This window comes from Hyphomonas neptunium ATCC 15444, from assembly GCF_000013025.1.
In the GTDB taxonomy this organism is placed as follows: domain Bacteria; phylum Pseudomonadota; class Alphaproteobacteria; order Caulobacterales; family Hyphomonadaceae; genus Hyphomonas; species Hyphomonas neptunia.
Map to the genome: position 1 here is coordinate 1,840,034 of NC_008358.1, position 22,890 is coordinate 1,862,923.

Here is a 22,890-nt window from a genome sequence, read left to right on the forward strand (position 1 = left end):
CTCAGGCCGGCCGCGTTACCTGGAAATGGCCGACATTTATCCGGCCGTCGCTGAAGCCAGCTTCGCAATAGCTGAGATAGAAGTTCCATAGCCGCCGGAAGGGTTCGTCGAATCCAAGGGTTCGGATTTCATCCCAGTTCCCATTAAAGGCACGGCCCCATTCCCGGCATGTGCGCGCATAATCCTGTCCGAAATAGCTCACGCCATCATGGCGCAAGCCTGCTCTGGCAAACTGCTGCTTCAACACTTCCTCGCTGATCAGCATACCGCCGGGAAAGATGTGCTGCTGGATAAAGTCAACACGCTGACGATAGCGGTCGAACAGCGTGTCATCGATGGTGATGATCTGCAGCGCGGCGCGGCCTCCTGATTTCAAGGATGAGAACACCTTGGCAAAATAGCTCGGCCAGTAGGCTTCCCCGACGGCTTCGAACATTTCAATGGAAGCCAACCCATCATATGCTCCCTTGTGGTCCCGGTAATCCTCCAGGCGAATATCAACACGTTCGCTCAGTCCTTCGCGCTGCATTCTGGCAGCCGCATAATCACGTTGCGACGGCGATATGGTAAGGCAGGTAACCTTCGATCCGCGGTGCTTGGCGGCATACTCAGCAAAACCGCCCCATCCACATCCGATCTCCAGAATCTCACTGGTCGGTCCGGCATGGATGCGATCGCAAATTTCGCGATATTTGTTGAGTTGTGCCTGTTCCAGAGACTGGTTCGGGCTCTCGAACAACGCTGAAGAATACGTCATGCTGGGATCAAGCCACTGAGCGTAAAACTCATTCCCCAGATCATAATGCGCCATGATGTTCTTCTTGGCGCCTTCGCGGGAATTGCGCCGGGCAAACATATGCCGCAGCATATTCATTGATCGGACGATCCATCCTCCGCGTGCAAGTTGTCCGGCCGCTTCAAAGTTCGCTGAAAAGAAACGCAATACGGCTGTCAGATCCGGCGTCGACCAGAGCCCATCAATATAAGCATCGGCGAAACCGACATCCCCGCCCGCCATAGCTATTTTGATGAACGCATAGTCGTGAACTTCTATGACCGCTATGGGGCCCTCCTGCGCGTTTTTAAATACAAGTTCGCGTCCATCGGGAAACAGGAATGAAAGCTGTCCATACTCTGTTCGGAGCAGCAATAGCGCCGCAATCCGGAAAGAAGCAGGCACACCGCTCAGTGTTCTGATCGTGCTGGGAGACGCGATGATAGTGTTACTCATACTGGCTCTCCGCGGCGGATTGAGACTGGATCTGATATAGTGCTGGCAATGGTCAGGGCGGGGGCTGGCAGCGGAGGCTTCCGCCGATATTTCGCGCCCTTCAGCCATATCTTCAAAGCCTGCCAGTGAATGCCAACCATGACGCCTACAGACGACAGAGGATGCGCGACCGCTTGGCGGAGTAGGGAGGCGGAGGTTGCCGGTAGCTGCAGCGCGTTTATATTTGCCATATGCGTGCGCTCGCGGTTCTCCCAATTTTCTACTGTCACCATCAGCTTCTCATCCGGCGCGCGAAGCGTGAAGCGATACTGGCCAGATATATCCATGAAGGGTGACACATGAAACGACTTATCGGCTTCATGCTGTGACCGCGTAGAGTTGGCGTGCGCCACATAACAATGCTGCTCTCCAAAGGTATTGTTGACTTCGTAGATGATGCCACGCAGGTCATCATTTGGTCCGTAGCCATACCAAAGTGAAATTGGCGCAAACTTGTAGAAGAGATGTCGCGGAAACGTTACGAGGCGGATTGGGCCCCCGGATAATTCGACGCCCGCTTTCCCAAACATTTTCTCTGCCCATGGCCGCAGAGCTGCACCTTCAGTTTTCGCGCCATGATCTTCTGGCCGGAAGGAAAACAGGGCAGGGCGGTTGATGCGAAACAGGGTCGAAACCCCATCCGCGGCTGCCAGCCGGTCAATATCAAGATCGATCAGGAAAATGTTATAGGCGAACCGCCGCTCGAAAGGGGAAAAGCGGTGATGGACCGTCTTGCCAGTCCAGAGACGGAGGGCGGGCGTGATCAAGCAGATACCTCTGCTGACATAGATACCACAACAGGGTCCTTTTTTGGAGACTGCGTTTCAACTCCCTGCACGTCCCAAGAGACTTTCCCACCTAGTGACAACCCCGCGAAGAGGCCAGACTTCAGGCCATCCTCATGGAAGCCTCGGCCCATCCATGCCCCGGCAAACCAAAGATTATCCTTGCCCTGGATGCGGTTCAGGCCCCGCACAGCCGCTTCTGCGGCCGTGTCGAACTGTGGATGGTCAAGCGTGTAGTGGAGAAACGTGTATTCTTCTTTCGGCGGTGTCGCCGGATTCAGCGTGATGAAAAGCGGGCGTGAGGAATCTATCCCTTGCAACCTGTTCATCCAATAGGTGAGACAAATATCGTCGCCTTCCTGCTTCAGAACGTTCCAGCTCGCCCATGCGCTTTTTCGCTTTGGCATCAGGGCCGGGTCGCGGTGCAGCCAGATACTGTTAGGGCGATACCGGACAGAGCGCAGCAGAAATGCCTGGTCTTCGTACCGGTCCTGAACCAGCGCCAGCGCCTGGTTTGAATGCGCGGCAAGGATTACTTCGTCAAATATCTCTGTGTGCCCATTATCGAGATGGACAGAGGTCCGGCTGCCAAACGGGCTTATTCTCTCAACACGCACGCCAGATCTGAGGCGTCCATCTAGTCCGTCTGCAGCCTTTTTCACATAACTCTGGCTTCCACCGGTGACGGTACGCCATTTGGGGCGTTCCTTGTGCATGAGGCGGTGATTGTCGAAGAACTGAAAGAAGCTTTGTGCGGGATAGTTGAGCATCTCACGCTCGGGTGTCGACCAGATCGCGGCGCCCATAGGGAGGATGTAATTTTTCCGGAACGCTTCATCATAGCAGTGGCGATCCAGCCACGCGCCTAGCGATGTTTCAGTCACCAGGCCGGCCGAAAGTTCTGCGCGCGCCGTGTTGTTGAACTTGAGGATCGTCCGCCAGAAACGATGAAAGTCCGGGTTCAGAAGATTGCGTTTCTGGGCAAACAGGCCGGGCAGAGTAGAAGCCCACTCCCAACCTGAAGGGTCTGAAACGGCGAAGCTCATATCAGAAGCCTGCGTTTCAACGCCCAGCTCGTCAAAGAAGGCAATAAGATTGGGATAATTCCGCGCGTTATAGACGATGAAGCCAAGATCCACCGCAGTAGGGTGCCCGTCATAGTCGAATACGTGCGTGTTGGCGTGGCCACCCGCGCGCTTATCCTGCTCGAACAGGGTGACATCCGCTGTGTCCTTAAGTGCCCACGCGGCGCCCAATCCGGAGATGCCTGCGCCAATGATCGCAATTTTTTTCATTCGGCGGTCTGTTCCTCTTTCATGGCCTTATAGGCATCCAGTGCGCGCTGCCGGCCTACAGGGTGGTCGATTATCGGTTCGGGATAGTCCGTGCCCAGCATGACGCGTGCACGTTTCAGGGTCTGCGCATCGGCTTCGAAAGGCGCATGAAGGTACTTGTCTGGCAATCCGGCAAGTTCCGGGCACCAATGGCGCACATAGGCGCCGTCCTCATCAAATTTCTGTCCCTGTGAAATTGGATTGAACACCCGGAAGTAAGGGGCAGCATCTGCGCCGCTACCCGCCGTCCACTGCCAGCTCGCCGGATTGGCAGCCGGGTCGGCATCCACCAACGTATCCCAGAACCATTGCTCACCCTGCTGCCAAGGGAGGAGAAGGTGTTTGGTCAGAAACGATGCAACAATCATCCTGACACGGTTGTGCATCCAGCCGGTATGCCAAAGTTCGCGCATGCCAGCGTCAACAATGGGATATCCGGTCTGTCCGCGCGACCATGCTGCGAATCCGGAATCGTCCTTGCGCCAGGCCATCTGATTGAAATTGCTATTGTAGTTTTCGGTAGCCAACGCCGGATTGTAATAAAGCAGCGTGTAAGAAAATTCCCGCCACGCGATCTCTGACAGGAAGACACGGGCAGAATCTTCGTCTGCCTGTTGCGCTTCGAGGCGCGCTCGGACTGCGCGCCATATCTGTGCCGGACCTATTTCACCAAAGCGCAGATGTGGTGATAGCCTTGAGGTGCCTGTCGACACACCGGGAAGATTGCGCGTGCCCACATAATCGCTGACGGGGCCATCCAGAAACGCGTCGAGCCGTTTTTGCGCGCCCACTTCGCCGGGCTCCCAAGCTGCTGCAATGCCGCCGGACCAGTCCGGCTTCTCCGGATGAAGGCCCCAGTCCTTGAGGTTTTCAGTTTCAGCCGATGCCCCTGCAATCTTCTTGGGGGAGGGGATGAATGCGGGCGGCTTATACTGCGCCTGAAGCGCCCTCCAGAAGGGGGTGAATACCTTGTACCAACCGCCGCTACCGGTCTTCAGGTCCCACGGCTCCATGAGAAGGCGGCCGTTGAAGCTCTGGCACTCGACGCCATTGTCCTTCAGCGTTTTCTTGATGGCTGCGTCTGTTTCCCGTTCTGGCAAGCCATATCGCCGATTCCAGAAAACGGCCGCTGCGCCTGTCTCTTCAACGAGCGCGGGGATGATTTTCTCCGCAGGCCCGGTTCTGAGTGTGAGCTTGCCACCAATGGCTTCCAGCGAAGCGCCAAGCGATGCGAGGCTCTTGTTCAGCCACCAACGGCTTGCCCCGCCCATTTCCCGCGGCGCCCCGGCTCCGGTTTCCCGAAGATAGACGCATATCAGGGGCCGCCCACTATTGACCGCAGCGTTGAGCGCAGGATTGTCCGTCAGGCGCAGATCTTCTCGGAACCATAGAATTGCGGGCGAGGCAGAAGACATGAACAGACCAGCTTTGGAAAACGCTTTGTAACTTTGATCTTACGCCTTGAATCGGCAATTGGATCACCCTTCAGCGCGCATCGCTTTCACTCGCGAAGGTCAACCGTTATAGCCAGTCGGCAAGACCTTTCATTTCCCCCGGAGGCTCACATCAACATGTCATCCCGACTTTCAGGGCTTCTAGACCGTGCGGCCGGAAAGCGCGTTCTGTGCATCGGAGACGTGATGCTGGACCGCTTCATTTACGGCGTCGTGGATCGCATATCGCCCGAAGCGCCTGTTCCGGTTCTTCGCCATAGCCGGGAAGCGTCAATGCCGGGCGGCGCTGCCAACGTTGCCCGCAACCTCGCCTCGCTTGGTCTGGAACCCGTATTAATCGGTGCCTGCGGCGATGATGACGCCGGAAGGGAACTTCTGTCCATATTTGACCAGGATTTGTCTCTTTCTGTCAGGCTCGTGACGGCCAAGGGCCGCCCGACAACCCTGAAATGCCGCTTCGTGGCCGGAGGGCATCAGCTTCTGCGCGTCGATACCGAAAACGTCGCTCCTGTCAGTGAAGCGACAGAAGAGGAGCTTATCGGTATTCTGTCTCGAGAGGCCCCCGGATCGGCCGCTATCCTCATCTCCGATTATGCAAAGGGCCTTCTGACAGATCGGCTGCTGAAGGCGGTCACGAAGCTGGCCGCCGACCTGAATATCCCGCTCATTGCAGACCCCAAAGGACGCGATTTTGCCCGCTATGGCGCTGTCGACATTCTCAAACCGAATGCATTCGAACTGTCGGCGGCGGTGCATAGGAGCATCAGCACCGATGAAGAGGCCGCTCTGGCCTTGCGCGAAGCCTTGGACACCCTGCCAGCCAAAGCGATCATTGTAACACGAGCCGCACGTGGAATTTCCTATATCGGTCAAGACGGTAACGTGCATCATGAAGCGGGCAGGGCGCGGGAAGTCTTCGACGTGTCCGGAGCGGGAGACACCAGCCTCGCAGCCCTCGCTACGGCGATCGCGGGCGGTGGCACCCTGTCGGATGCTGTACATCTGGCAATTGCCGCATCCGGCATCGCAGTCGGCAAGGCAGGCACAGCAACGGTGTCGGCTGAAGAGATCAAGGCTGCGCTGTCAGTCGCAGGCCCGGTTGGCCGTGCGGGCCTGCTGCCGATGGATGCCATGATTGGTCAGGTCGAGCGCTGGCGCGCCGCCGGCCTGAAGATTGGCTTCACGAACGGGTGTTTTGACATCCTTCATCCCGGTCACATCCGGGTAATAGAGCAGGCCCGCGCGCACTGCGACAGGCTGGTAGTGGGCTTGAACTCCGACAACTCTGTCAAACGCCTCAAAGGCCCGCTGCGTCCAATCAACAACGAGCAGGCGCGGGCTGATGTTCTGTCGGCACTGAGCGCAGTCGACGGCGTGATTATCTTCGATACGGACACACCGCTGGACGCCATTGCCGCCCTCAATCCTGATGTGCTGGTGAAGGGCGGAGATTACACGCGTGAATCTATAGTGGGCGCAGACATCGTTGAAGCCAGGGGCGGCGAGATCGTGATTGTGCCGCTGGTCGCAGGCCATTCTACCACCGCAATCATCGCGCGAAGCGAAACCGGGAAATAGGCCGAAAAATAGGAAAAAAGGGACTGAACACCCGCAGGGATCAGTTGGTCGCCTCTTTCTTCAGTTCGTAAGTGCCACTGCCATTCATCGTGAACCAGTCCGATATGTCGGGATGGCTCAGGGGCACATCAGAATCGTCCGGAATGAGGTTCTGCTCTGACACATACGCAATGTAATGTGTGCGGTCGTTCTCGGCGAAGAGGTGATAAAAGGGCTGATCCTTGCGAGGGCGCACTTCTTCCGGAATGGAGTCATACCATTCATCGGTGTTAGCGAATTGCGGATCGACATCGAAAATCACGCCGCGAAAAGGGAACAGCTTGTGCCGGACAACCTGCCCAATCTGGAACCGGGCTTCATGCCGCGAAATCGCATTATAAAAGTACCGCGTATCAACTGCATCTGTCAGCAAAAGAGGATCTGCTTCCGCCGGGCGCACCCGCTTACGGAATATATCTTTCAACCATGCGGTGCGGCCGCGTCTACTGGTCATTTTCAGCTCCTGTGATAGACATTGCCCCAAGTTTTCCTTTCGGGCCACACCATGGCTGACAAAAAAGACCGGGGAGAGCCGCCCAAACGTGTGCAGGCTCGCCCCAAAACCAGTCGCCCGCTGTATGCAGCGGTCGATCTGGGCACCAATAATTGCCGCCTGCTTGTGGCGGAGCCGCGAGGGCAAACCTTCCGCGTCGTGGACTCGCACTCCCAGATCGCCAGACTGGGGGAGGGGCTCCACGATACTGGGCGTTTGTCAGAAGCGGCCATCGAGCGCGCGCTGGATGCCCTCCACACGATTCGGCGAAAACTGCGCCATCATGGGGTGGGTCGGGTCCGTTGCATTGCGACTGAGGCTTGCCGGAAAGCCGAGAATGGCCCGGAGTTCATTCAGAGGGTTCATTCCGAAACCGGCCTGACCTTCAAGGTCATCGGCGCTAAGGAGGAGGCCCGGCTGGCGACAATCGGATGCCATGATCTGCTCGTTGCGCCTGCCAAGTCCGTCCTGGTGGTGGATATTGGGGGCGGCTCGACGGAGTTGTCGCTTCTCGATGCCGAAGCCACGCGCGGGCAGGGGCTCAAGGGCATGCTTAACCGCGCGCAGATCATCGACTGGACAAGCCTCAAGACAGGCGTTGTCACCATGAGCGATGCTTTCCAGGGATATGACGAAGTCGCTGCCTGGCCGCTGATGCTGAACCGCGCCCGCGAGATTGTCGCTGCCTGGCCCGGCCTTGCCAATGTGCAGCAGCGCCTTGCTGATGACGAAGGCTATCTGATCGGAACATCGGGAACGGTCACTTGCCTGGCCGGGGTCCATCTCAAGCTTGACCGCTACCGCCGTGATAAGGTGGATGGTGCCTGGATGAGCCGCGACGAGGGCGCCGCGACCATTGATCTGCTCCGGGAGCTGGGCGTCTCCGGCCGCGCGAAACTTCCGACCATCGGTGAGGAGCGCGCGCCCTTGATGCTTGCAGGCTGTTCGATCATGCAAGCCGTATGGGAAGCTTTCGAGGGCAAGCGGCTGCGCGTGGCGGATCGCGGACTTCGTGAAGGCCTTCTATTGTCCATGATGTATGGTCAGCCCAAGAACCGGAGCCGGCGGCGCAAAGGGCGCGGCGGTCGCCCCAGCCCTCAGGAGGCTCCAAATGAGTGACGACGACAGAAGGCGGTGGAAAGGACCGGGGCCGGAACGCCAGGATTCCGGACGGCGGTCGACCGAACGCAAGGTCATTGCCCGCAACGCCCGGACTGAGAGCTCGAAACGCTGGATTGAGCGCCAGCTTCAGGACCCCTACGTCCGTAAAGCCAAGGATGAAGGCTATCGCTCGAGAGCTGCCTACAAACTGCTCGAGATCGACGCCGCTGCGAAAATCCTGCGTAAGGGCATGCGCGTGGTCGATCTTGGTTGCGCGCCGGGCGGATGGATACAGGTCTCGCTCCAGCAGGGCGCTGCAGAAGTGGTCGGCATTGACCTTCTGCCGCTGGACCCGATCGAAGGCGCCACGATCATCGAAGGCGACGTCAACAACCCAGACGATGTGGCAAGAATGATGGCTGGGCTCTCGGGCACACCCGACCTCATCCTGTCTGACATGGCCGCCAACACGACCGGCCACAAACAGACCGACCACCTCCGCACTGTTGCCCTGGTCGAGATGGCTGTCGCCTTCGCAATCGAACACCTCGATGATGGCGGCGCTTTCTGCGCCAAGGTCTTCCAGGGCGGCGCCACCAAAGATGTTCTCAATCTGCTGAAACAGCATTTCAGGACGGTAAAACACATCAAACCCGCCGCTAGCCGCGCGGGAAGCCCGGAAATCTATGTGGTCGCCAAGGGTTTCCGGCGTTAGTCTGACCGGAAACGGGAGGACAAAATGGCACTTACGGGCGGCTGTTACTGCGGAAACATCAGGTATGAAGCGGGCGGTGATCCCGTAATGCGGGCGCGTTGTCATTGCCGCGAGTGCCAATATTTTACGGGCGGCGAGGGAAACGACTTCATTGCGATGCCGGAGGCCGCCTTCAAATTCACGCAAGGCACACCCAAAGGTTTCACGCGGCAGGATCTGCCCAATGCCGCCACACGGGAGTTTTGCCCCGATTGCGGAACGCCGATCCTGACGCGCTCGTCCGGCTTGCCGGGGGCCATCATCCTGAAAGTTGGCAGCCTTGACGATCCGGCTGCATTTCAGGGCCCACAGATCATTCTTCAGACGGCCGACGCGCAACCTTTCCATCTGGTCCCCGAGGGCGTGCCTGCATTCGAGAGATTTCCCGGCAGGTAAGCATGAGGGGACTTCACAAGCCTTCACGACTCCCTTAGTAGGCCAAAAAGGGAGCTCCCCACATGAAAATCCGACAAGCGATCACCTTCGACGACGTGCTTCTGCAGCCCGGCGCGAGCGAGGTATTGCCCGCAGACGTCAACGTCTCAACCTTCCTGACAAAAGCTATACCGCTGAACATTCCGCTGCTTTCAGCGGCCATGGATACGGTCACAGAAGCCCGCCTCGCCATTGCGATGGCCCAGGCCGGTGGCATCGGGGTTATTCACCGTAACCTGACCATCGAACAACAGGCCGGCGAAGTGGCGATGGTCAAGAAGTATGAGAGCGGGGTGGTAATGAACCCCATCACGATCAGCCCGGACGCTACGCTTGGCGAGCTTCGCGAAGTCAAGAAACGCACGGGCTTCTCCGGCATCCCGGTCGTCGAGAAAAGCGGCAAGGTGCTTGGCATTGTGACGAACCGCGATACGCGCTTCGCCGATGACCTCAACGAGAAGGTCGCCACCCTGATGACCCGCAATGTGGTCACGGCGCAAATGGACATGGACCCCGCCGAAGCGCGCCGCTTGCTCCACAAACACCGGATCGAGCGCCTCGTGATTGTCGATCATGACGGCCGCTGCCTCGGATTGCTGACCGTCAAGGACATGGACAAGGCCGCCGTGCACCCGCACGCCGCCAAGGACGCCGCCGGGCGGCTGCGCGTTGCGGCAGCGTCCACTGTGGGCGATGCAGGCTTTGAGCGAACGATGGCGCTCATCGAGGCCGGGGCGGACGCGATCATCATCGACACCGCCCATGGCCACTCCATATCCGTCGCCGAAGCCGTCACCCGCGCCAAGAAGATATCCAACTCGGTCCAGATCATCGCGGGCAACGTAGCCACCGGTGAAGCCACCAAAGCTCTGATCGACGCAGGAGCCGACGCAGTCAAAGTCGGCATCGGCCCTGGCTCCATCTGCACAACGCGCATCGTTGCCGGCGTTGGCGTTCCTCAACTCACCGCCATTGAACAATGCGCGACCGCCGCTCTGGCCTCCGGTGTCCCGATCATTGCAGACGGCGGCATCAAGTTCTCCGGCGACTTCGCCAAGGCGCTCGCCGCCGGCGCGTCGACCGCCATGATGGGCTCCATGTTCGCCGGTACTGAAGAGGCGCCCGGCGAGGTGTTCCTCTACCAGGGGCGCAGCTATAAAGCCTATCGCGGTATGGGCAGCCTCGGCGCCATGGCGCGCGGCTCGGCAGACCGCTACTTCCAGAAAGACGCCGCCGCAGAAAAGCTCGTGCCCGAAGGCATCGAAGGGCAGGTGCCCTTCAAAGGCCCCGTCGGCGCGATCATTCACCAGATGGTCGGCGGCCTGCGCGCCGCGATGGGCTATGTCGGCGCCAAGGATATTGCCGAGCTTCACCAGAAGGCCGAGTTTGTGCAGATCACCGGCGCCGGACTCAACGAAAGCCATGTCCACGACGTGATGATGACACGCGAAGCGCCGAACTACTCCCTGTCGAGGGGGTAGCCTAAACGTAAAGTCCCTTGGGTTCCCGCCACATTGCCTCAAGTGGCGGGGCACCTGGGCCAGGCTCGAACAGCTTCATCCGTTCAAACCCATGGCTCATATAGAAACCAGAGTTCGCCGGGTTTGAGTTCTCCAGGTAGCAGGGCAGGCGGGCCTTGTCGGCGGCCATCAACATCGGCGTGATAAGCTGTTTCCCGAGCCCTTTTCCGCGCGCCGCTTTGCGGGTGCCAATCGTGAAGAGGTAGAGGTGAGGATCGCGCGGATGTTCCCGCGCCATCGTTTCGCCGGCCATCATCCCGCGTTTCGCAGCGCCTTTTGATCCCTGTCGCATCAGGGTCCACACAAGGGCGAGGGTCGGAACTGGGCCGAGTTCCTTGCGTCGGTCGGACAGGCACCACATCGTGGCCCCCGCATCACCGGCCATATGGCAGATCCCATTCGTCAGGTAGAGGTGCCGCGCCAGAAGCGAAAAGACGGGCTTCAACGGTTCAGGCTGCCCAAAAATCCACAGATTGACCGGATCTTCCACAAAAGCTTCACCGGTAATGTCGCCCAGATCTCTCCAGTCACGAGGTAAGGCGTCCCGCATTCCTTCAGGCAGGTGAATATCCAGCATCTTCAGACCTTTGTTGTTCCCTCTGGCCGTATAGGAGGCTAACACCCTCGCTTTCGCAACCGGAGAGCCGAAACATGCGCAATGGCGGACGCATCAGCGCAGCAATTTCAGTCCTTACAGACGTGCTGGAGCGTCATCAGCCGGTGAAAATTGCTGTGCGTGATTGGGGAAAGAGCGCGCGGTATGCCGGCTCCAAGGATCGCGCCTGGGTGTCGGGTCTCGTTCTGGATACCCTGCGGCGCCGCAATTCCACAGCTCAGCGTATGGGCTTCACCGATCCGCGCGCGCTTGTCCTGGGCACGCTCCGGTTTGTCTGGGACTGGCCCGCCGCTGACATCGAACAGGCATGTTACGACGAACACGGTCCCACACCTTTGACCAATGCGGAGCGCGATGCCCTCCTGAATGCGTCTGACTTTGCCGCCCCCATCCACGTTCAGGGAGATTTCCCAGAATGGATGACGCCGCATATGGAGCGTGCGTTCGGCGAAGATACTGTGGCTGAAGCGCAGGCCATGGCGGTTCGCGCAGATGTGGATCTGCGCGTCAACGCCCTGAAGACGGACACTGAGAAGGCGGCATTGCCGCTCAACACCGTGCGCGCCGAACCCTCCAAACTGCTCACCAATGCGTTTCACATTCCCGCCCGTGACCCTACCCAGCGGGAAGATTCGCTGGAAAACATTCCCGCCTTTTCCAAAGGCTGGGTCGAGGTCCAGGACGCCGGCAGTCAGATCGCGGCAGCGGCCGCTAATGCAAAACCGGGCGAACAGGTGCTGGATTTTTGCGCCGGCGGGGGCGGCAAGACCCTCGCGCTTGCCGCTCCGATGGGCGGCAAGGGACAGATCTTCGCCTATGACATCGACAGCAAACGCCTCTCTGCGCTGGTCCCGCGCCTGAAACGTTCGGGCACCCACAATGTTCAACTCGTTCATCCGAGCGAAGGCACGAGTCTTGATCCGCTTGTCGAGCAGATGGACCTCGTCTTTGTCGATGCGCCGTGCACGGGTACGGGGACCTGGCGCCGCCGCCCGGACTCAAAGTGGCGCGTCAGACCCAATCAGCTCGGAAAACGTATCGAAGACCAGCGCGGCATTCTCATTGATGCAGCGCGATTTGTGAAACCCGGCGGCCGCCTTCTGTACGCGACATGCTCATTCCTGATCGAAGAAGATGAGGACCGCGTCGCAGAGTTTCTGTCTGGAGATACACGCTTTACGGAAGAAGACGCCGCTGAGGCCGCCATCGCATCCGGCCTTTTGACGGATCACGGCGCCGAGATCGTGCGGAAGTATCGTGGCCCGACAGGCAGCGTCCGGCTGACACCTCTCAGGGCCAGCACGGACGGCTTTTTCTTCGCTGTCCTGCGGCGAAGCGCCTAGCGATCAGTCCGCACGCGCTATTGCATCTCCTGAGTAGTCAGAAATGGCGGCGGTAAGCGCAGCAATCTGCTCGCGCTCCTTCAACGTGATTTCCGGTTTCCAGAAGTCGAACAGCAGCACCACGCGTGTCTCGTCAGCTTCATTCTTCGCCTCGTGCTCTATGGAATCGTCGAAGATCACCAGCTGGCCCTCCTGCCAGTGATGCACCTGATTTCCAACCCGTAGCCAGGCCGGACCGGGTACAAGCAGGGGCAGGTGCCCGATGAGCCGTGTGTTCACCAGCCCGTGGTGAGGCGGAATATGAGCACCCGGCTTCAATCTCGAAAACAGAACCGATGGCGCCTGACCGGTCAGGAAATCCAGCGGCACGTTCTCAAAGGCCGCTGCGGTCACCGGGCATCGGCGCGCATTGTCTTCGACACGCGCTCCATCCTTCCAGATGTAATAGGCAGCCCAATCCAGGCTGCCCTGCAACGTGTGCGACCGGACATGCGGACGGGCGGTGTCTTCCTCCGACAGATAAGGCGAAAACGTCCCCGTTTCCGTCATCACAGAGATCAGCTCCTCCCGGATCTGATCTGCCTTGGCCTCAAGCTCAGACGCCCAGTCAAACAAGGCTGTATCGTAGAACTGTATCTGGGGCAGGCCGGGAAAATAGAACTTCGTCGGTTGCTGAACATATATCTGCCGGCGCCCGAGAAGAATTTCGAGCGCCTGATCGAAGCGTGTCTCCTTCTCACTGCCGGGCAGGCGGGCGCGTAGAAAGCTCTCATACGCGGCTGAATACTCAGCGCGCCGGGCTTCGGCCCGCTGCAATGCCTGACGAATGCCATCCGGGATCGAGACGGGATTGATCTGTGCGGCAAGCTTCAGACCTATCCCGTAAGCATGCCCTGCGTCGCTTTTTTGGCCGGCGGCATGGTGCGCATCACCCAGATAAAGGATCAGGCCAATATCTCTCGGCGCCTGCTTCAGCGCCTCATTGATGGCGTCCACAGCCATCTGAGGGTTGCCACCGGCCTGAAGGGCCTGGCGGGCACGAGCGATAAGTTGCGGAACAGTTTCAAGGGGTGCGGTCATGCCGCTTAGCTAAAGCCTTCCTGCCCAAATAGGCAAATGCCGCGTTTGACGGCCTTTCGCGACAGGAAAACCCCCGCTAATAGAGGCCATGACACAGCAAGCCGATTCCGTCCTTAAAGCTCATGAGCGCGTCCTGATTGTCGACTTTGGCAGTCAGGTGACCCAGTTGATCGCCCGGCGCCTGCGCGAAAGCGGCGTTTATTGCGAGATACACCCTTTCAACAAGGTCGACGGCGCGTTCTTGGCTGCCTTCGGGCCGCAGGCCCTCATCCTGTCGGGAGGCCCCGCCAGCGTCACCTGGAAAGACGCGCCCCTCGCGGATCAGGCAATTTTCGACAGCGGCCTGCCGATTCTCGGCATCTGCTATGGCCAACAGGTCATGATGCACCAGCTCGGTGGCAAGGTAGAAAGCGGAACCAGCCGGGAGTTTGGCCGCGCCTTCATCGAGCAGGTGGAGGCCGACCCAATTCTGGAAGGTCTGTTCGAGGGCGATAATTCAGAGCAGGTCTGGATGAGCCATGGCGATCACGTCGCCGAAATGGCGCCCGGCTTTGGCGTAATCGCCAGATCCCCCGGCGCGCCCTATGCGGTCATTGCTGATCCCGAACGGAAATTCTACGGCACGCAGTTTCATCCCGAGGTCGTCCACACAACCCACGGCGCGCGCCTGCTCAGAAACTTCACGCACGGCGTGGCAGGCCTCAAGGGCGACTGGACGATGGCAGCTTACCGCGCCGAGGCGATCCAGAAAATCCGTAATCAGGTGGGCAAGGGCAGGGTGATCTGCGGTCTCTCCGGCGGCGTGGATTCGTCCGTAGCCGCCGTACTCATCCATGAAGCGATCGGGGATCAGCTGACCTGCGTTTATGTTGACCACGGACTGATGCGTGCTGGCGAAAGCGAGCAGGTCGTCAGCCTCTTCCGTGAGCACTATAACATTCCATTGGTGCACGTTGACGCTTCCGAATTGTTCTTGGGTCAGCTCGACGGCGTCACGGACCCTGAAAAAAAGCGCAAGATCATCGGCGGCCTCTTTATCGATGTGTTCGATGCCGAAGCCAACAAGATCGGCGGCGCGGATTTCCTTGCGCAAGGCACTCTGTATCCGGACGTCATCGAAAGCGTATCTGCCATCGGCGGCCCGTCCGTGACGATCAAAAGCCACCACAATGTCGGCGGCCTTCCGGCGCGAATGAAAATGAAACTGGTCGAACCGCTGCGCGAGTTGTTCAAGGATGAGGTGCGCGCGCTCGGCCGCGAACTTGGCCTGCCGGAGGCCTTCGTTGGGCGCCATCCATTCCCCGGCCCAGGGCTTGCCATCCGCATTCCCGGTGCCATCACTCGGGAAAAAGCAGACACGCTCCGAAAGGCAGATGCCATCTATATCGACGAGATCCGCAAGGCTGGTCTTTACGATGAAATCTGGCAGGCATTCAGCGTTCTGCTTCCGGTAAACACCGTGGGTGTCATGGGGGACGAACGCACCTACGAAGCCGTACTCGCCCTTCGCGCCGTTACATCGACTGATGGTATGACTGCTGACTATTACCCCTTCGAGCACGCCTTCCTCGGGCGCGTGGCCACTCGGATAATAAACGAAGTCAAGGGCGTCAACCGCGTCGTCTACGACGTAACGTCAAAACCGCCTGGCACGATCGAGTGGGAATAGGGCCGCCGACGGCCTGATGGCATAAAACTTGCGCTGGCTGGTGCCGGACACCCCAAGGCGGCTTACCCCTCCATGGGCTGGCCAGCGAGCGCCGCCGCTGTATATGTCTCATATGGCCGGAGCAAATGAGGCATTTGGATTCAAGGGTTTGGCGATTTGACCAGGATGGCACAGTTCAGAGGAGTGGGTGGTCTCGCTCTGCAGGGCCAGTTCGCCGGTAATCCGGATGACCCCGCCGTGGTGCTTCTGGAGCATTCCGGGCAGGGGTCGGGATTCTGGGACGATCTGGCGACCGTGCTGATAAAAGCAGGCAGGCAGGTCATTCGACTCGCGCCGTTTGATGTGTCCGCCTCGATCATCGCCCGAGATGCAAATACATATACACGGGAAAGCCTTCGCGCCGTCTTGAGCCAGCTTCCCATGCGACCGGTCATCCTGGCGGCAGCCGACGACGCACCTGCGGCGGCCGGCGCCATAGGTCACGACGCGACACTCCTGGCGACAGGCCTCGTTCTGATCGATCCATCCATTCCTGACACTGAAACCCTGGACCATATTCCAGACAGCCTGCCGGCATTGATAATCGGCGGCGTGCTTGGCGAAAGTTCCAGACGGATCGAGCGCATTGCCCAAAGCATCCCTGGCGCCGAGGCTGTGGAAATCGGCGGAAACGATAGCCTTTCAGAGGTTGAGTGCTTCGACGCCTTCAGCGCGGTCCTTATCGACTTTCTGGAACGGCGCCTTCCGCGCGCAACGCCGGAATATCGCCTTGGGTCAGACGCCCGCACCTTGCGTGACGCCCTTGGCTGCTTCGCCACCGGCGTTACGATCATGACGGCAAGCGATGCCTCCGGCCAGCCCGTGGGGCTCACGGCGAACTCGTTCACGTCTGTCTCCCTTGATCCGCCATTGCTGCTCGCCTGCATCGCCAAAACGGCAGCAAGCTCGGAAGTGTTTCGCGAAGCCGAGACGTTCGCAGTAAACGTGCTCCATATTGGACAGCAGCCTACCTCAATCCGTTTTTCGCGCCGCGATGAAGATCGCTTTGGAGCCACGCCGTGGGAACCGGGCCTCAACGGCACGCCAGTGCTGACAGGATCCCTCGCGACGTTCGAGTGCGCACGCCATGCGGTTCATGACGGCGGGGATCACATCATTCTCATAGGCCAGGTCGAACGCGCACGCTTCGAGCCACGCCGTGATCCGTTGTTGTATTTCCGCGGCAAGTACCGCCGCCTTCATTTCTCCTGAGCCTGCGCCAAATCCTTAACAGGATCTGACCGGACGCCTCATCGCGCACCATGCCCGGAAGGGGAAGGGGGTATGCAGGCAGTTCGCGAGCCAAGGTCGCGCCCGCCGATTACATTTCACCGTCAGCTATCCAGTCAGCCACTAAGCCCAGTGATCCCAAGCCCGCTTATAGTCCAAGTCGCATAATCTATATTATGGGCAATTTGGTTATAGCGGCCACTGCCTTTATAGCGCCTTGTAATCAGATGCGATTCTGGAGCTCTTGCAATGGCGGCGGAAGCCCGGCTCCATCCGCCCTGGTGCCCATCAGCTTTCAATGCTGATCGTCATGCCATCAAACCCAGGCTCGACATTCGCCGGCAGCGTCCGGCGCAGCGTCTGGTAATCCATGTCGACATGCAGGTTCGTCAGAACTGCTCTTTTGGGCCGGAGTTCCTTGATCCATTCAAGCGCCAGCTCAAGGTGCGCGTGGGACGGATGCGGCGTGTGACGCAACGCGTCAATAATCAGCACATCCAACCCACCAAGTTGCCGGAGCGCGGTAGCCGGCAACTCATTAACGTCATTGCAATAGGCGACATTTCCAATCCGGTAACCTGTGCATGGAATGGGGCCGTGGATCATCGAGACAGGAAGGAATTCCACAGTGCCGCCTGCTCCGGTGACGCTGAATGCCTGCCCTTCATTGACGGTTGTGTGCGGCGACAAAATTGCCGGATAGCCCTTCCCCCCAATGAAACAATACTCAAACCGCGTCATCAGACTGTTGCGGGCATACGGATCAAAATACACAGGGATCGCGCGCCTCTGCCGAATGGCAAGCGCGCGAACGTCATCAATACCGTGCGACTGGTCTGCATGATCATGCGTGTAAATCACGGCGTCCAGATGCATCACCTCCGCTTCGAGAAGCTGTTCCCTCAGGTCCGGTGACGTATCAATCAGGATGTTGGTAAGCGCGTCGCCCGCGCCGAACCTCTGAACAAGCGCGCAGCATCTCCTCCGGCGATTTTTCGGTTCAGCCGGATCACACGCGCCCCAGTCGCCCCCGACACGCGGGACGCCGCCTGAAGATCCAGTGCCCAGCAGGATGATCCGTGCATCACTCACGCCACGCTCACCTTGGAAAACAGCGTCAGAGCATTCGCCTCTGTAATCGCTTTGACCTCATCCACAGGCATACCCTTAAGCGCTGCGAGCGCCTCTGCGACATGGGCCAGATACGCTGGCTCGTTGCGCCGTCCCCGCATCGGCACAGGTGCCAGATAAGGGCAATCCGTCTCCAGAATGATCCGCTCCATGGGAACCTCACTCATAACCGAACGGACATCCTTTGCGCTCTTGAATGACAATATTCCCGATACGGAAAAATATGCGCCACACGCGAGCGCGCGCTTCGCCAGGCCTTCACCGCCAGTGTAGCAATGCAATAACGGCCGGAATGCGCCTTTGGCTATCTCCGTCTCAAGAATATCGGCCATCTGATCATCCGCCTCCCGCGTGTGCAGGATTAGCGGAAGGTCTGTTTTCCGGGCCGCAACAATATGCGTCAACAGGCTTGCGACCTGCTCCTTCTCCGGACTGTATCCGTAATGAAAATCCAGCCCGGTTTCGCCTATGGCAACAACCTTGTCGTCTTGAGCGGCATCGATCAGCATTTCAGGCGTCAGGCTGGTGAAGTCCTTCGCATGGTGAGGATGGGTGCCTACGGAGCACCACATGTCGTTCTCGGCTTTGGCAATCGCGTGCACGGCCGGGAAATTGTCGAACCGATCGCATATAGCCAGGAACCGCCGCACGCCCGCTTCGCGCGCCCGGCCCAGAACGTCCTGCAGATCGTCTGCAAAAGCTTCGCCATGCAGGTTTACATGCGTATCAAACATCAAAGATCATTCACTTGGCTGGGGCGGCGTCATACATCGCCGCGATTATCTTGGAGGCCACTTGGGCGGCGTCCATGTTCAAGGTCTCCGCATCGCCAGAAAGGCGCGCCAGTCCCAGCCACGCCTTGGCCGCCTTCGGCTCTGTCTCGGCCCGCGCGGCAACCCAGTCCAGCACCTCGTCACGGAATGCAAGTTCAGCCTCCGGGCCCGCGCTGGCCGCGCTCAGCGCCGCAGAAACAAGCTTGTCCGGCGGCCGCGGCATGGCCTTTATCAGCGCGCGCGCCGCGCTGGATGCGCTCATCGCGGCGCCGGATGACAGCCTCATCCCCAGTCCGGGTCGCCCCCTCGCCAATGCGCTCGCTTCGCGCGGCGCGCCCGCTGCTTCCAGGGCGCGCTCACAGTCTTCGGCAGACAGCACCGAAAGCTGCAGCACGCGGCAGCGGGACCGGATTGTCGGCAGGATCGGTCTGGATCGATGATTGACCAGCAACAGGATGCTTTGCGCCGGGGGTTCCTCAAGGGTCTTGAGCAAGGCGTTTGCCGAGTTGCGGTTTGCCTCATCAATGGCGTCAACAATCCCGACGCGCCAGCCGCCCATTGCCGGTTTCATCGAAAAGAAGTGACCCACCTGGCGGATCTGCTCAACGGTTATGTCCTGCGTAAGTTTGCCCTTATCATTGAGCTCGCGGCGCTGGACATTCATGTCAGGATGATTTCCGGCAAGAATGGCGCGCATAACCGGGTCGTCAGCAGGCGCATCAAAAGGCGCCGCCGCCGGGCCACGCGCGCCCAGCAGATACGCCGCAATGCGCTCGGCAACCCGCGCTTTGCCAACGCCTGACGGACCTTCGATCAGCCAGGCATGGTGCAATCGGCCACTGCGATGCGCCGAAAGGAACGCGGCCTCGGCCGCCTCATGCCCGAACAGAGGCAGCGCGGGGCTCATGGCGCGGCGGTCCTCGCGTTCTGCAACAGCGTGGCGACCTGTTTCCACGCGGCATCGAGCACCTGATCAGGCGTCACATCCGTATCGATCAACCGGCACCGGGCGGGTTCGGATCTCGCAATGTCCTGAAACGCCGCGCGCACCGCCTCATGAAAAGCTTTTGGTCTGCGCTCGAACGTGTCGAGCGCGCCGGCGCGCGCCGTGCGGCGCTTACTGGCCACGTCGAGCGAAACGTCCAATATCAGGGTCATGGACGGCACGGTATCTCCCAGAACTTCACGTTCAATCGAGAGGAGGGCGCTGACATCAACGCCGCCTTCAATGGACTGGTAGACGCGCGTTGAATCGGCAAACCGGTCACAGATTACCCAGTCACCACGCGCCAGGGCTGGCCGGATCAGCTTTTCCAGATGGTCTCGCCGCGCCGCATTGACCAGCAGCGCTTCGGACAGAGGCGACCACGCCTCCCCTTCCGGAGGGTGCAGCAACAGTTGCCGCGCAGCCTCGGCCAGCGGCGTGCCGCCAGGCTCTCGCGTGACGACCACACCAATGCCGTGGGCCTCCAGCTTCCGGGCAAGCGCCTTGGCCAGCGTCGATTTGCCGGTGCCTTCACCGCCTTCCAGCGTGATGAAGTGACCAGCAGCCGTATCAGTCATTGCTGCTGGAAATAAACGTGCGAACACCCTCAAGCGCCATGCCGACAAATCCCAGCTTCTTCACATCTGCCTCGGCGATAATCGGGGCTTCGGTAGGCTCAGAACCTTCCATCGTGATCACCAGCCGGCCGACCTGATCGCCCTTCTTCAGAGGCGCTTTCACCGGCCCATCAAGAACGATCTCGACATTGGCTTTGGAAAAGGCAGCCTTGTGTCCGGCCACTTCGATCGGTTCTGCCAGCGAAACCGGAACAGCACGGGCCTCTCCCAGCCACACTTCCACATCTGGCAATACCAGCGTTTCGGGCCCGATGGTTTTGAGGTCAAAGCTCTGGAAGGCGACGCGCATCAGGCGTTCGCTCTCCTGCGCGCGCGCCGCCATGGTCGGCAGCCCGTTCACGACGATCGTGCGCCGCACGCCATCGCGCACAGCCGACGCTGTCAGACCATAGCCGGAAGATTCCAGATGCCCCGTCTTGAGGCCATCGGCCCCGGCAACCTCGAGCAGAGGATTGCGGTTGGCCTGCGTGTATTCGCGCCAGGTATAAGAGGGCAGCGAATACCACTCATAATATTGCGGATACTTGTCGATCGTCATCTTGGCGAGCCGGGCGAGGTCTTCGGCGGAAACGACATGTCCATCGCCCTCAAGCCCGGTCGTGTTGACGAAATTGACCGAAGACAGCCCAAGCTCGTGGGCCATTTCCGTCATTCTGCGGGAGAAGGCTTCTTCAGACCCTGAAATGCCCTGCGCCAGCACAATGCAGGCATCGTTGCCGGACATCGTGATCACGCCATGAAGCAGTTCTTCAACCGTCGGCGTATCCTTGGGCACCAGGCCCATCGTGGACGTACCGGAAGGGAAGCCGCCGCGCCGCCACGCATCTTCGCTGACGGTGAACTTGTCGGTCAGCGAGAGTTCGCCGCGGTCGATCAGCTCGAAGACGACAAAGGCTGTCATCATCTTGGTCATCGAAGCGGGCGTCATCGGCTCATCGCCGCGCTTGGAATAGAGGATCTTGCCGGTCGCGTGATCCATGATCACAGCATACTCCGCCGGCGTGTCGATCATCTGAGCCGATACGCTGGCGCCGCTGAGCGCTCCGAGGGTCAGTAGGGCCGCAAACACCTTGCGAAAGGGAACCACGATGTCTTTCTCCTGTGCCGTTCAGGTGGCCGCAGGATATTCAGCGGCCTTCTGCACTGTATAGGCAGGAAAAAGGGCCGGTTTGTGGTCAGCGTCAATGGGCGCGCTGAGGGTTCCTCAATATCCGGTGACGATCCGGCCGTCCGCCGTGCCGTTCAAAGAGAGATTTGCACGGATCTGCTCGGCTGCGGCATGGTCCTGGAAGGGGCCAACGCGCACACGGAAGAAGTCAGCACCATTCACCCGCGCCGGAACGATCTCGACCGGGAGAGAGGCTTCCACATTCCGAAGCAAGGCTTCGGCATTTCCGATGTCGGAGAAGGAAGCGAGCTGAACGAAAACGTCGCCGGTCGCACTCGCCGGGGCCGTGTAGGCCGGTGCTGGAGGCGCAACCGTCATCGACATCAGGCGCGGCGCAGAGGCGCCGCCGCCAAGAAGTTCGTCCTCGGCAGCAACCGGCGCCGACACGGCTTGCGAAACAGCCGGCTGAGCCACGGGGCTCTCACGCAGCAGAGCAGGCGCGCTGGAAGTCTTCGCGGCAGGGCGGGTGGCAACGACAGGCGCGGGGCTCAGATACCGAAGGCGCACATTGCCCTTCCCTGCTCCGTTCATGCCGAGCGTTTCTGCCGCCTTGCGGGAAAGCTGCACATTGGCGCCATCCTCAAACGGGCCGCGATCATTCACCCGAACAACCACTTCGCGCCCGGTGTCGACATTGGTAACGCTCACAAGGCTCGGCAGCGGCAGGCTGGGGTGGGCCGCAGTCAGTTCCGTCTGGCTGAAAACTTCACCATTGGCCGTCGGCAGGCCCGCAAACTCGTCACCATAGACGATCGCAATACCGGTCTCGGCGAAGGCGGCGTTTACGTCAGCGGGGGCAGAGGCCTCCACCACTGGTTTCAGAGGCGTGTAGTCCATCCCCTGCCCGGCCGGTTCCGGCATCGCCTGAAGCGAAACCGCCTCAACAACCGGCGGTGCCGGCGCAATCATCTGAGGGGCTTCTGAATAAGCACTTTCACGCGTGGATGCCGCGATCGGACCCGATTGGGCCGATGCCGTCTTGAACTCGCCGGCAACCGGCTGGCCCACAGCAGGCTGTGAGTCAGGATAACGGAATTCAATGCGGGCAGTTGCCTTGTCGATCGGCGCGGATTTGGCGGGCGCCGAAGCCCGCGCAGGTGCCTGCGCGGTCTGGAAGGAAGGCGCAGCCCCATTCATCGCGTCCGATTTGTAGACGATAGGTGCCCCACGCGATCCCGCTTCAGCCGTCGCGGAGAGCGCGCAGGCAAAAGCGAGAACCGAAAGGGCAACCCTGGACCGGCCAACAAAAGTCGAACGTTTGAACGGCATGACCGCTAATCTCCTCATTCTGAGTACCGGATCACATTCGGTGGTCCGGGCGGTTTTCTACCGCTTTCAGACTGGTGTTTACCACGTGATGGTGGAATCCCCGTCAACGCCTGAAGGTAATCCAACAGGCATGATTAAGCGTCCGGTAACAGTTTTGGCGCCGTTGCCCCCTTGCCTTCCCGGCAC

The 22,890-nt window shown here is 59.7% G+C and carries 21 protein-coding genes; 8 read left to right on the plus strand and 13 right to left on the minus strand.

All coding sequences use genetic code 11. The features are described from left to right. Position 1 precedes the first annotated feature (1 nt). From HNE_RS08865 to HNE_RS08880, 4 genes are read right to left on the minus strand one after another with little or no spacing between them, the layout of a single operon-like run. Positions 2–1,231 carry an SAM-dependent methyltransferase gene (locus HNE_RS08865; protein WP_011646799.1) on the minus strand — a complete coding sequence of 410 codons (1,230 nt, stop codon included), beginning with the start codon at positions 1,229–1,231 and terminating at the stop codon, positions 2–4. Further along, complete coding sequence (locus HNE_RS08870; RefSeq protein ID WP_011646800.1) at positions 1,228–2,037, minus strand: DUF1365 domain-containing protein; 810 nt, start codon at positions 2,035–2,037, stop codon at positions 1,228–1,230. The genes HNE_RS08865 and HNE_RS08870 overlap by 4 nt, the downstream gene beginning before the upstream one ends. Further along, positions 2,034–3,350, minus strand: coding sequence for an NAD(P)/FAD-dependent oxidoreductase (locus HNE_RS08875; RefSeq protein ID WP_011646801.1), 1,317 nt, complete (start codon positions 3,348–3,350; stop codon positions 2,034–2,036). The genes HNE_RS08870 and HNE_RS08875 overlap by 4 nt, the downstream gene beginning before the upstream one ends. Beyond that, entirely contained in the window at positions 3,347–4,804 is a 1,458-nt protein-coding gene (locus HNE_RS08880; RefSeq protein WP_011646802.1) for a cryptochrome/photolyase family protein, read from the minus strand. The genes HNE_RS08875 and HNE_RS08880 overlap by 4 nt, the downstream gene beginning before the upstream one ends. 156 nt (positions 4,805–4,960) lie before the next feature. Here HNE_RS08880 and rfaE2 point away from each other — a divergent pair, with 156 nt between their 5' ends. Continuing rightward, a complete protein-coding gene (gene rfaE2 / locus HNE_RS08885) occupies positions 4,961–6,421 on the plus strand; it encodes a D-glycero-beta-D-manno-heptose 1-phosphate adenylyltransferase (protein ID WP_011646803.1) in 1,461 nt (486 codons plus the stop codon). A gap of 40 nt (positions 6,422–6,461) precedes the next feature. On the opposite strand, the gene hspQ is transcribed toward rfaE2, so the two are convergent. Beyond that, positions 6,462–6,791 (minus strand): heat shock protein HspQ, encoded by a 330-nt coding sequence (gene hspQ / locus HNE_RS08890; RefSeq protein ID WP_035591258.1) that lies wholly within the window; start codon positions 6,789–6,791, stop codon positions 6,462–6,464. Between the two features lie 174 nt (positions 6,792–6,965). On the opposite strand from hspQ, the gene HNE_RS08895 reads away from it, so the two are divergent. The 4 genes from HNE_RS08895 to guaB all read left to right on the plus strand — a co-directional run bounded on the left by HNE_RS08895 (position 6,966) and on the right by guaB (position 10,724). Next, a complete protein-coding gene (locus tag HNE_RS08895) occupies positions 6,966–8,072 on the plus strand; it encodes a Ppx/GppA phosphatase family protein (RefSeq protein WP_035591187.1) in 1,107 nt (368 codons plus the stop codon). Then, positions 8,065–8,769 carry an RlmE family RNA methyltransferase gene (locus HNE_RS08900; RefSeq protein WP_011646806.1) on the plus strand — a complete coding sequence of 235 codons (705 nt, stop codon included), beginning with the start codon at positions 8,065–8,067 and terminating at the stop codon, positions 8,767–8,769. Before HNE_RS08895 ends, HNE_RS08900 begins: the two co-directional genes overlap by 8 nt. 24 nt (positions 8,770–8,793) lie before the next feature. Continuing rightward, complete coding sequence (locus HNE_RS08905) at positions 8,794–9,204, plus strand: GFA family protein (RefSeq protein ID WP_011646807.1); 411 nt, start codon at positions 8,794–8,796, stop codon at positions 9,202–9,204. A gap of 62 nt (positions 9,205–9,266) precedes the next feature. After that, complete coding sequence (gene guaB, locus HNE_RS08910; RefSeq protein WP_011646808.1) at positions 9,267–10,724, plus strand: IMP dehydrogenase; 1,458 nt, start codon at positions 9,267–9,269, stop codon at positions 10,722–10,724. A 1-nt stretch (position 10,725) separates the two neighbouring features. Here the strand turns inward: guaB and HNE_RS17965 are convergent, their stop codons facing one another. After that, positions 10,726–11,340: a GNAT family N-acetyltransferase gene (locus HNE_RS17965; RefSeq protein ID WP_049755094.1), complete on the minus strand. Its 615-nt coding sequence runs from the start codon at positions 11,338–11,340 to the stop codon at positions 10,726–10,728. 74 nt (positions 11,341–11,414) lie between these two features. Between HNE_RS17965 and HNE_RS08920 the strand changes: the two genes are divergently transcribed. Beyond that, positions 11,415–12,722 (plus strand): RsmB/NOP family class I SAM-dependent RNA methyltransferase, encoded by a 1,308-nt coding sequence (locus HNE_RS08920; protein WP_011646810.1) that lies wholly within the window; start codon positions 11,415–11,417, stop codon positions 12,720–12,722. Positions 12,723–12,725: 3 nt separating this feature from the next. Here HNE_RS08920 and HNE_RS08925 read toward each other — a convergent pair whose 3' ends face one another. Beyond that, complete coding sequence (locus HNE_RS08925; RefSeq protein ID WP_011646811.1) at positions 12,726–13,802, minus strand: aspartyl/asparaginyl beta-hydroxylase domain-containing protein; 1,077 nt, start codon at positions 13,800–13,802, stop codon at positions 12,726–12,728. Positions 13,803–13,890: 88 nt separating this feature from the next. On the opposite strand from HNE_RS08925, the gene guaA reads away from it, so the two are divergent. Together guaA and HNE_RS18375 are read left to right on the plus strand one after the other, a co-directional pair. After that, positions 13,891–15,471: a glutamine-hydrolyzing GMP synthase gene (gene guaA, locus HNE_RS08930; protein ID WP_011646812.1), complete on the plus strand. Its 1,581-nt coding sequence runs from the start codon at positions 13,891–13,893 to the stop codon at positions 15,469–15,471. Between the two features lie 237 nt (positions 15,472–15,708). After that, positions 15,709–16,722: a flavin reductase family protein gene (locus HNE_RS18375; protein ID WP_233351885.1), complete on the plus strand. Its 1,014-nt coding sequence runs from the start codon at positions 15,709–15,711 to the stop codon at positions 16,720–16,722. Positions 16,723–17,028: 306 nt separating this feature from the next. Here HNE_RS18375 and HNE_RS08940 read toward each other — a convergent pair whose 3' ends face one another. The 6 genes from HNE_RS08940 to HNE_RS17975 form a co-directional block, all read right to left on the minus strand. Then, positions 17,029–17,832, minus strand: a complete 804-nt coding sequence (locus HNE_RS08940) for an MBL fold metallo-hydrolase (protein WP_011646814.1) — start codon at positions 17,830–17,832, stop codon at positions 17,029–17,031. Continuing rightward, a complete protein-coding gene (locus tag HNE_RS08945) occupies positions 17,829–18,605 on the minus strand; it encodes a TatD family hydrolase (RefSeq protein ID WP_011646815.1) in 777 nt (258 codons plus the stop codon). Before HNE_RS08945 ends, HNE_RS08940 begins: the two co-directional genes overlap by 4 nt. A gap of 10 nt (positions 18,606–18,615) precedes the next feature. Further along, on the minus strand, positions 18,616–19,551 hold the full coding sequence (locus HNE_RS08950; protein WP_011646816.1) for a DNA polymerase III subunit delta': 936 nt from the start codon (positions 19,549–19,551) through the stop codon (positions 18,616–18,618). Continuing rightward, entirely contained in the window at positions 19,548–20,207 is a 660-nt protein-coding gene (gene tmk, locus HNE_RS08955) for a dTMP kinase (RefSeq protein WP_011646817.1), read from the minus strand. Before tmk ends, HNE_RS08950 begins: the two co-directional genes overlap by 4 nt. After that, positions 20,200–21,354: a D-alanyl-D-alanine carboxypeptidase family protein gene (locus HNE_RS08960; RefSeq protein ID WP_233351886.1), complete on the minus strand. Its 1,155-nt coding sequence runs from the start codon at positions 21,352–21,354 to the stop codon at positions 20,200–20,202. Before HNE_RS08960 ends, tmk begins: the two co-directional genes overlap by 8 nt. Before the next feature lie 117 nt (positions 21,355–21,471). After that, positions 21,472–22,704 carry a septal ring lytic transglycosylase RlpA family protein gene (locus HNE_RS17975; protein ID WP_011646819.1) on the minus strand — a complete coding sequence of 411 codons (1,233 nt, stop codon included), beginning with the start codon at positions 22,702–22,704 and terminating at the stop codon, positions 21,472–21,474. Positions 22,705–22,890: the final 186 nt, after the last annotated feature.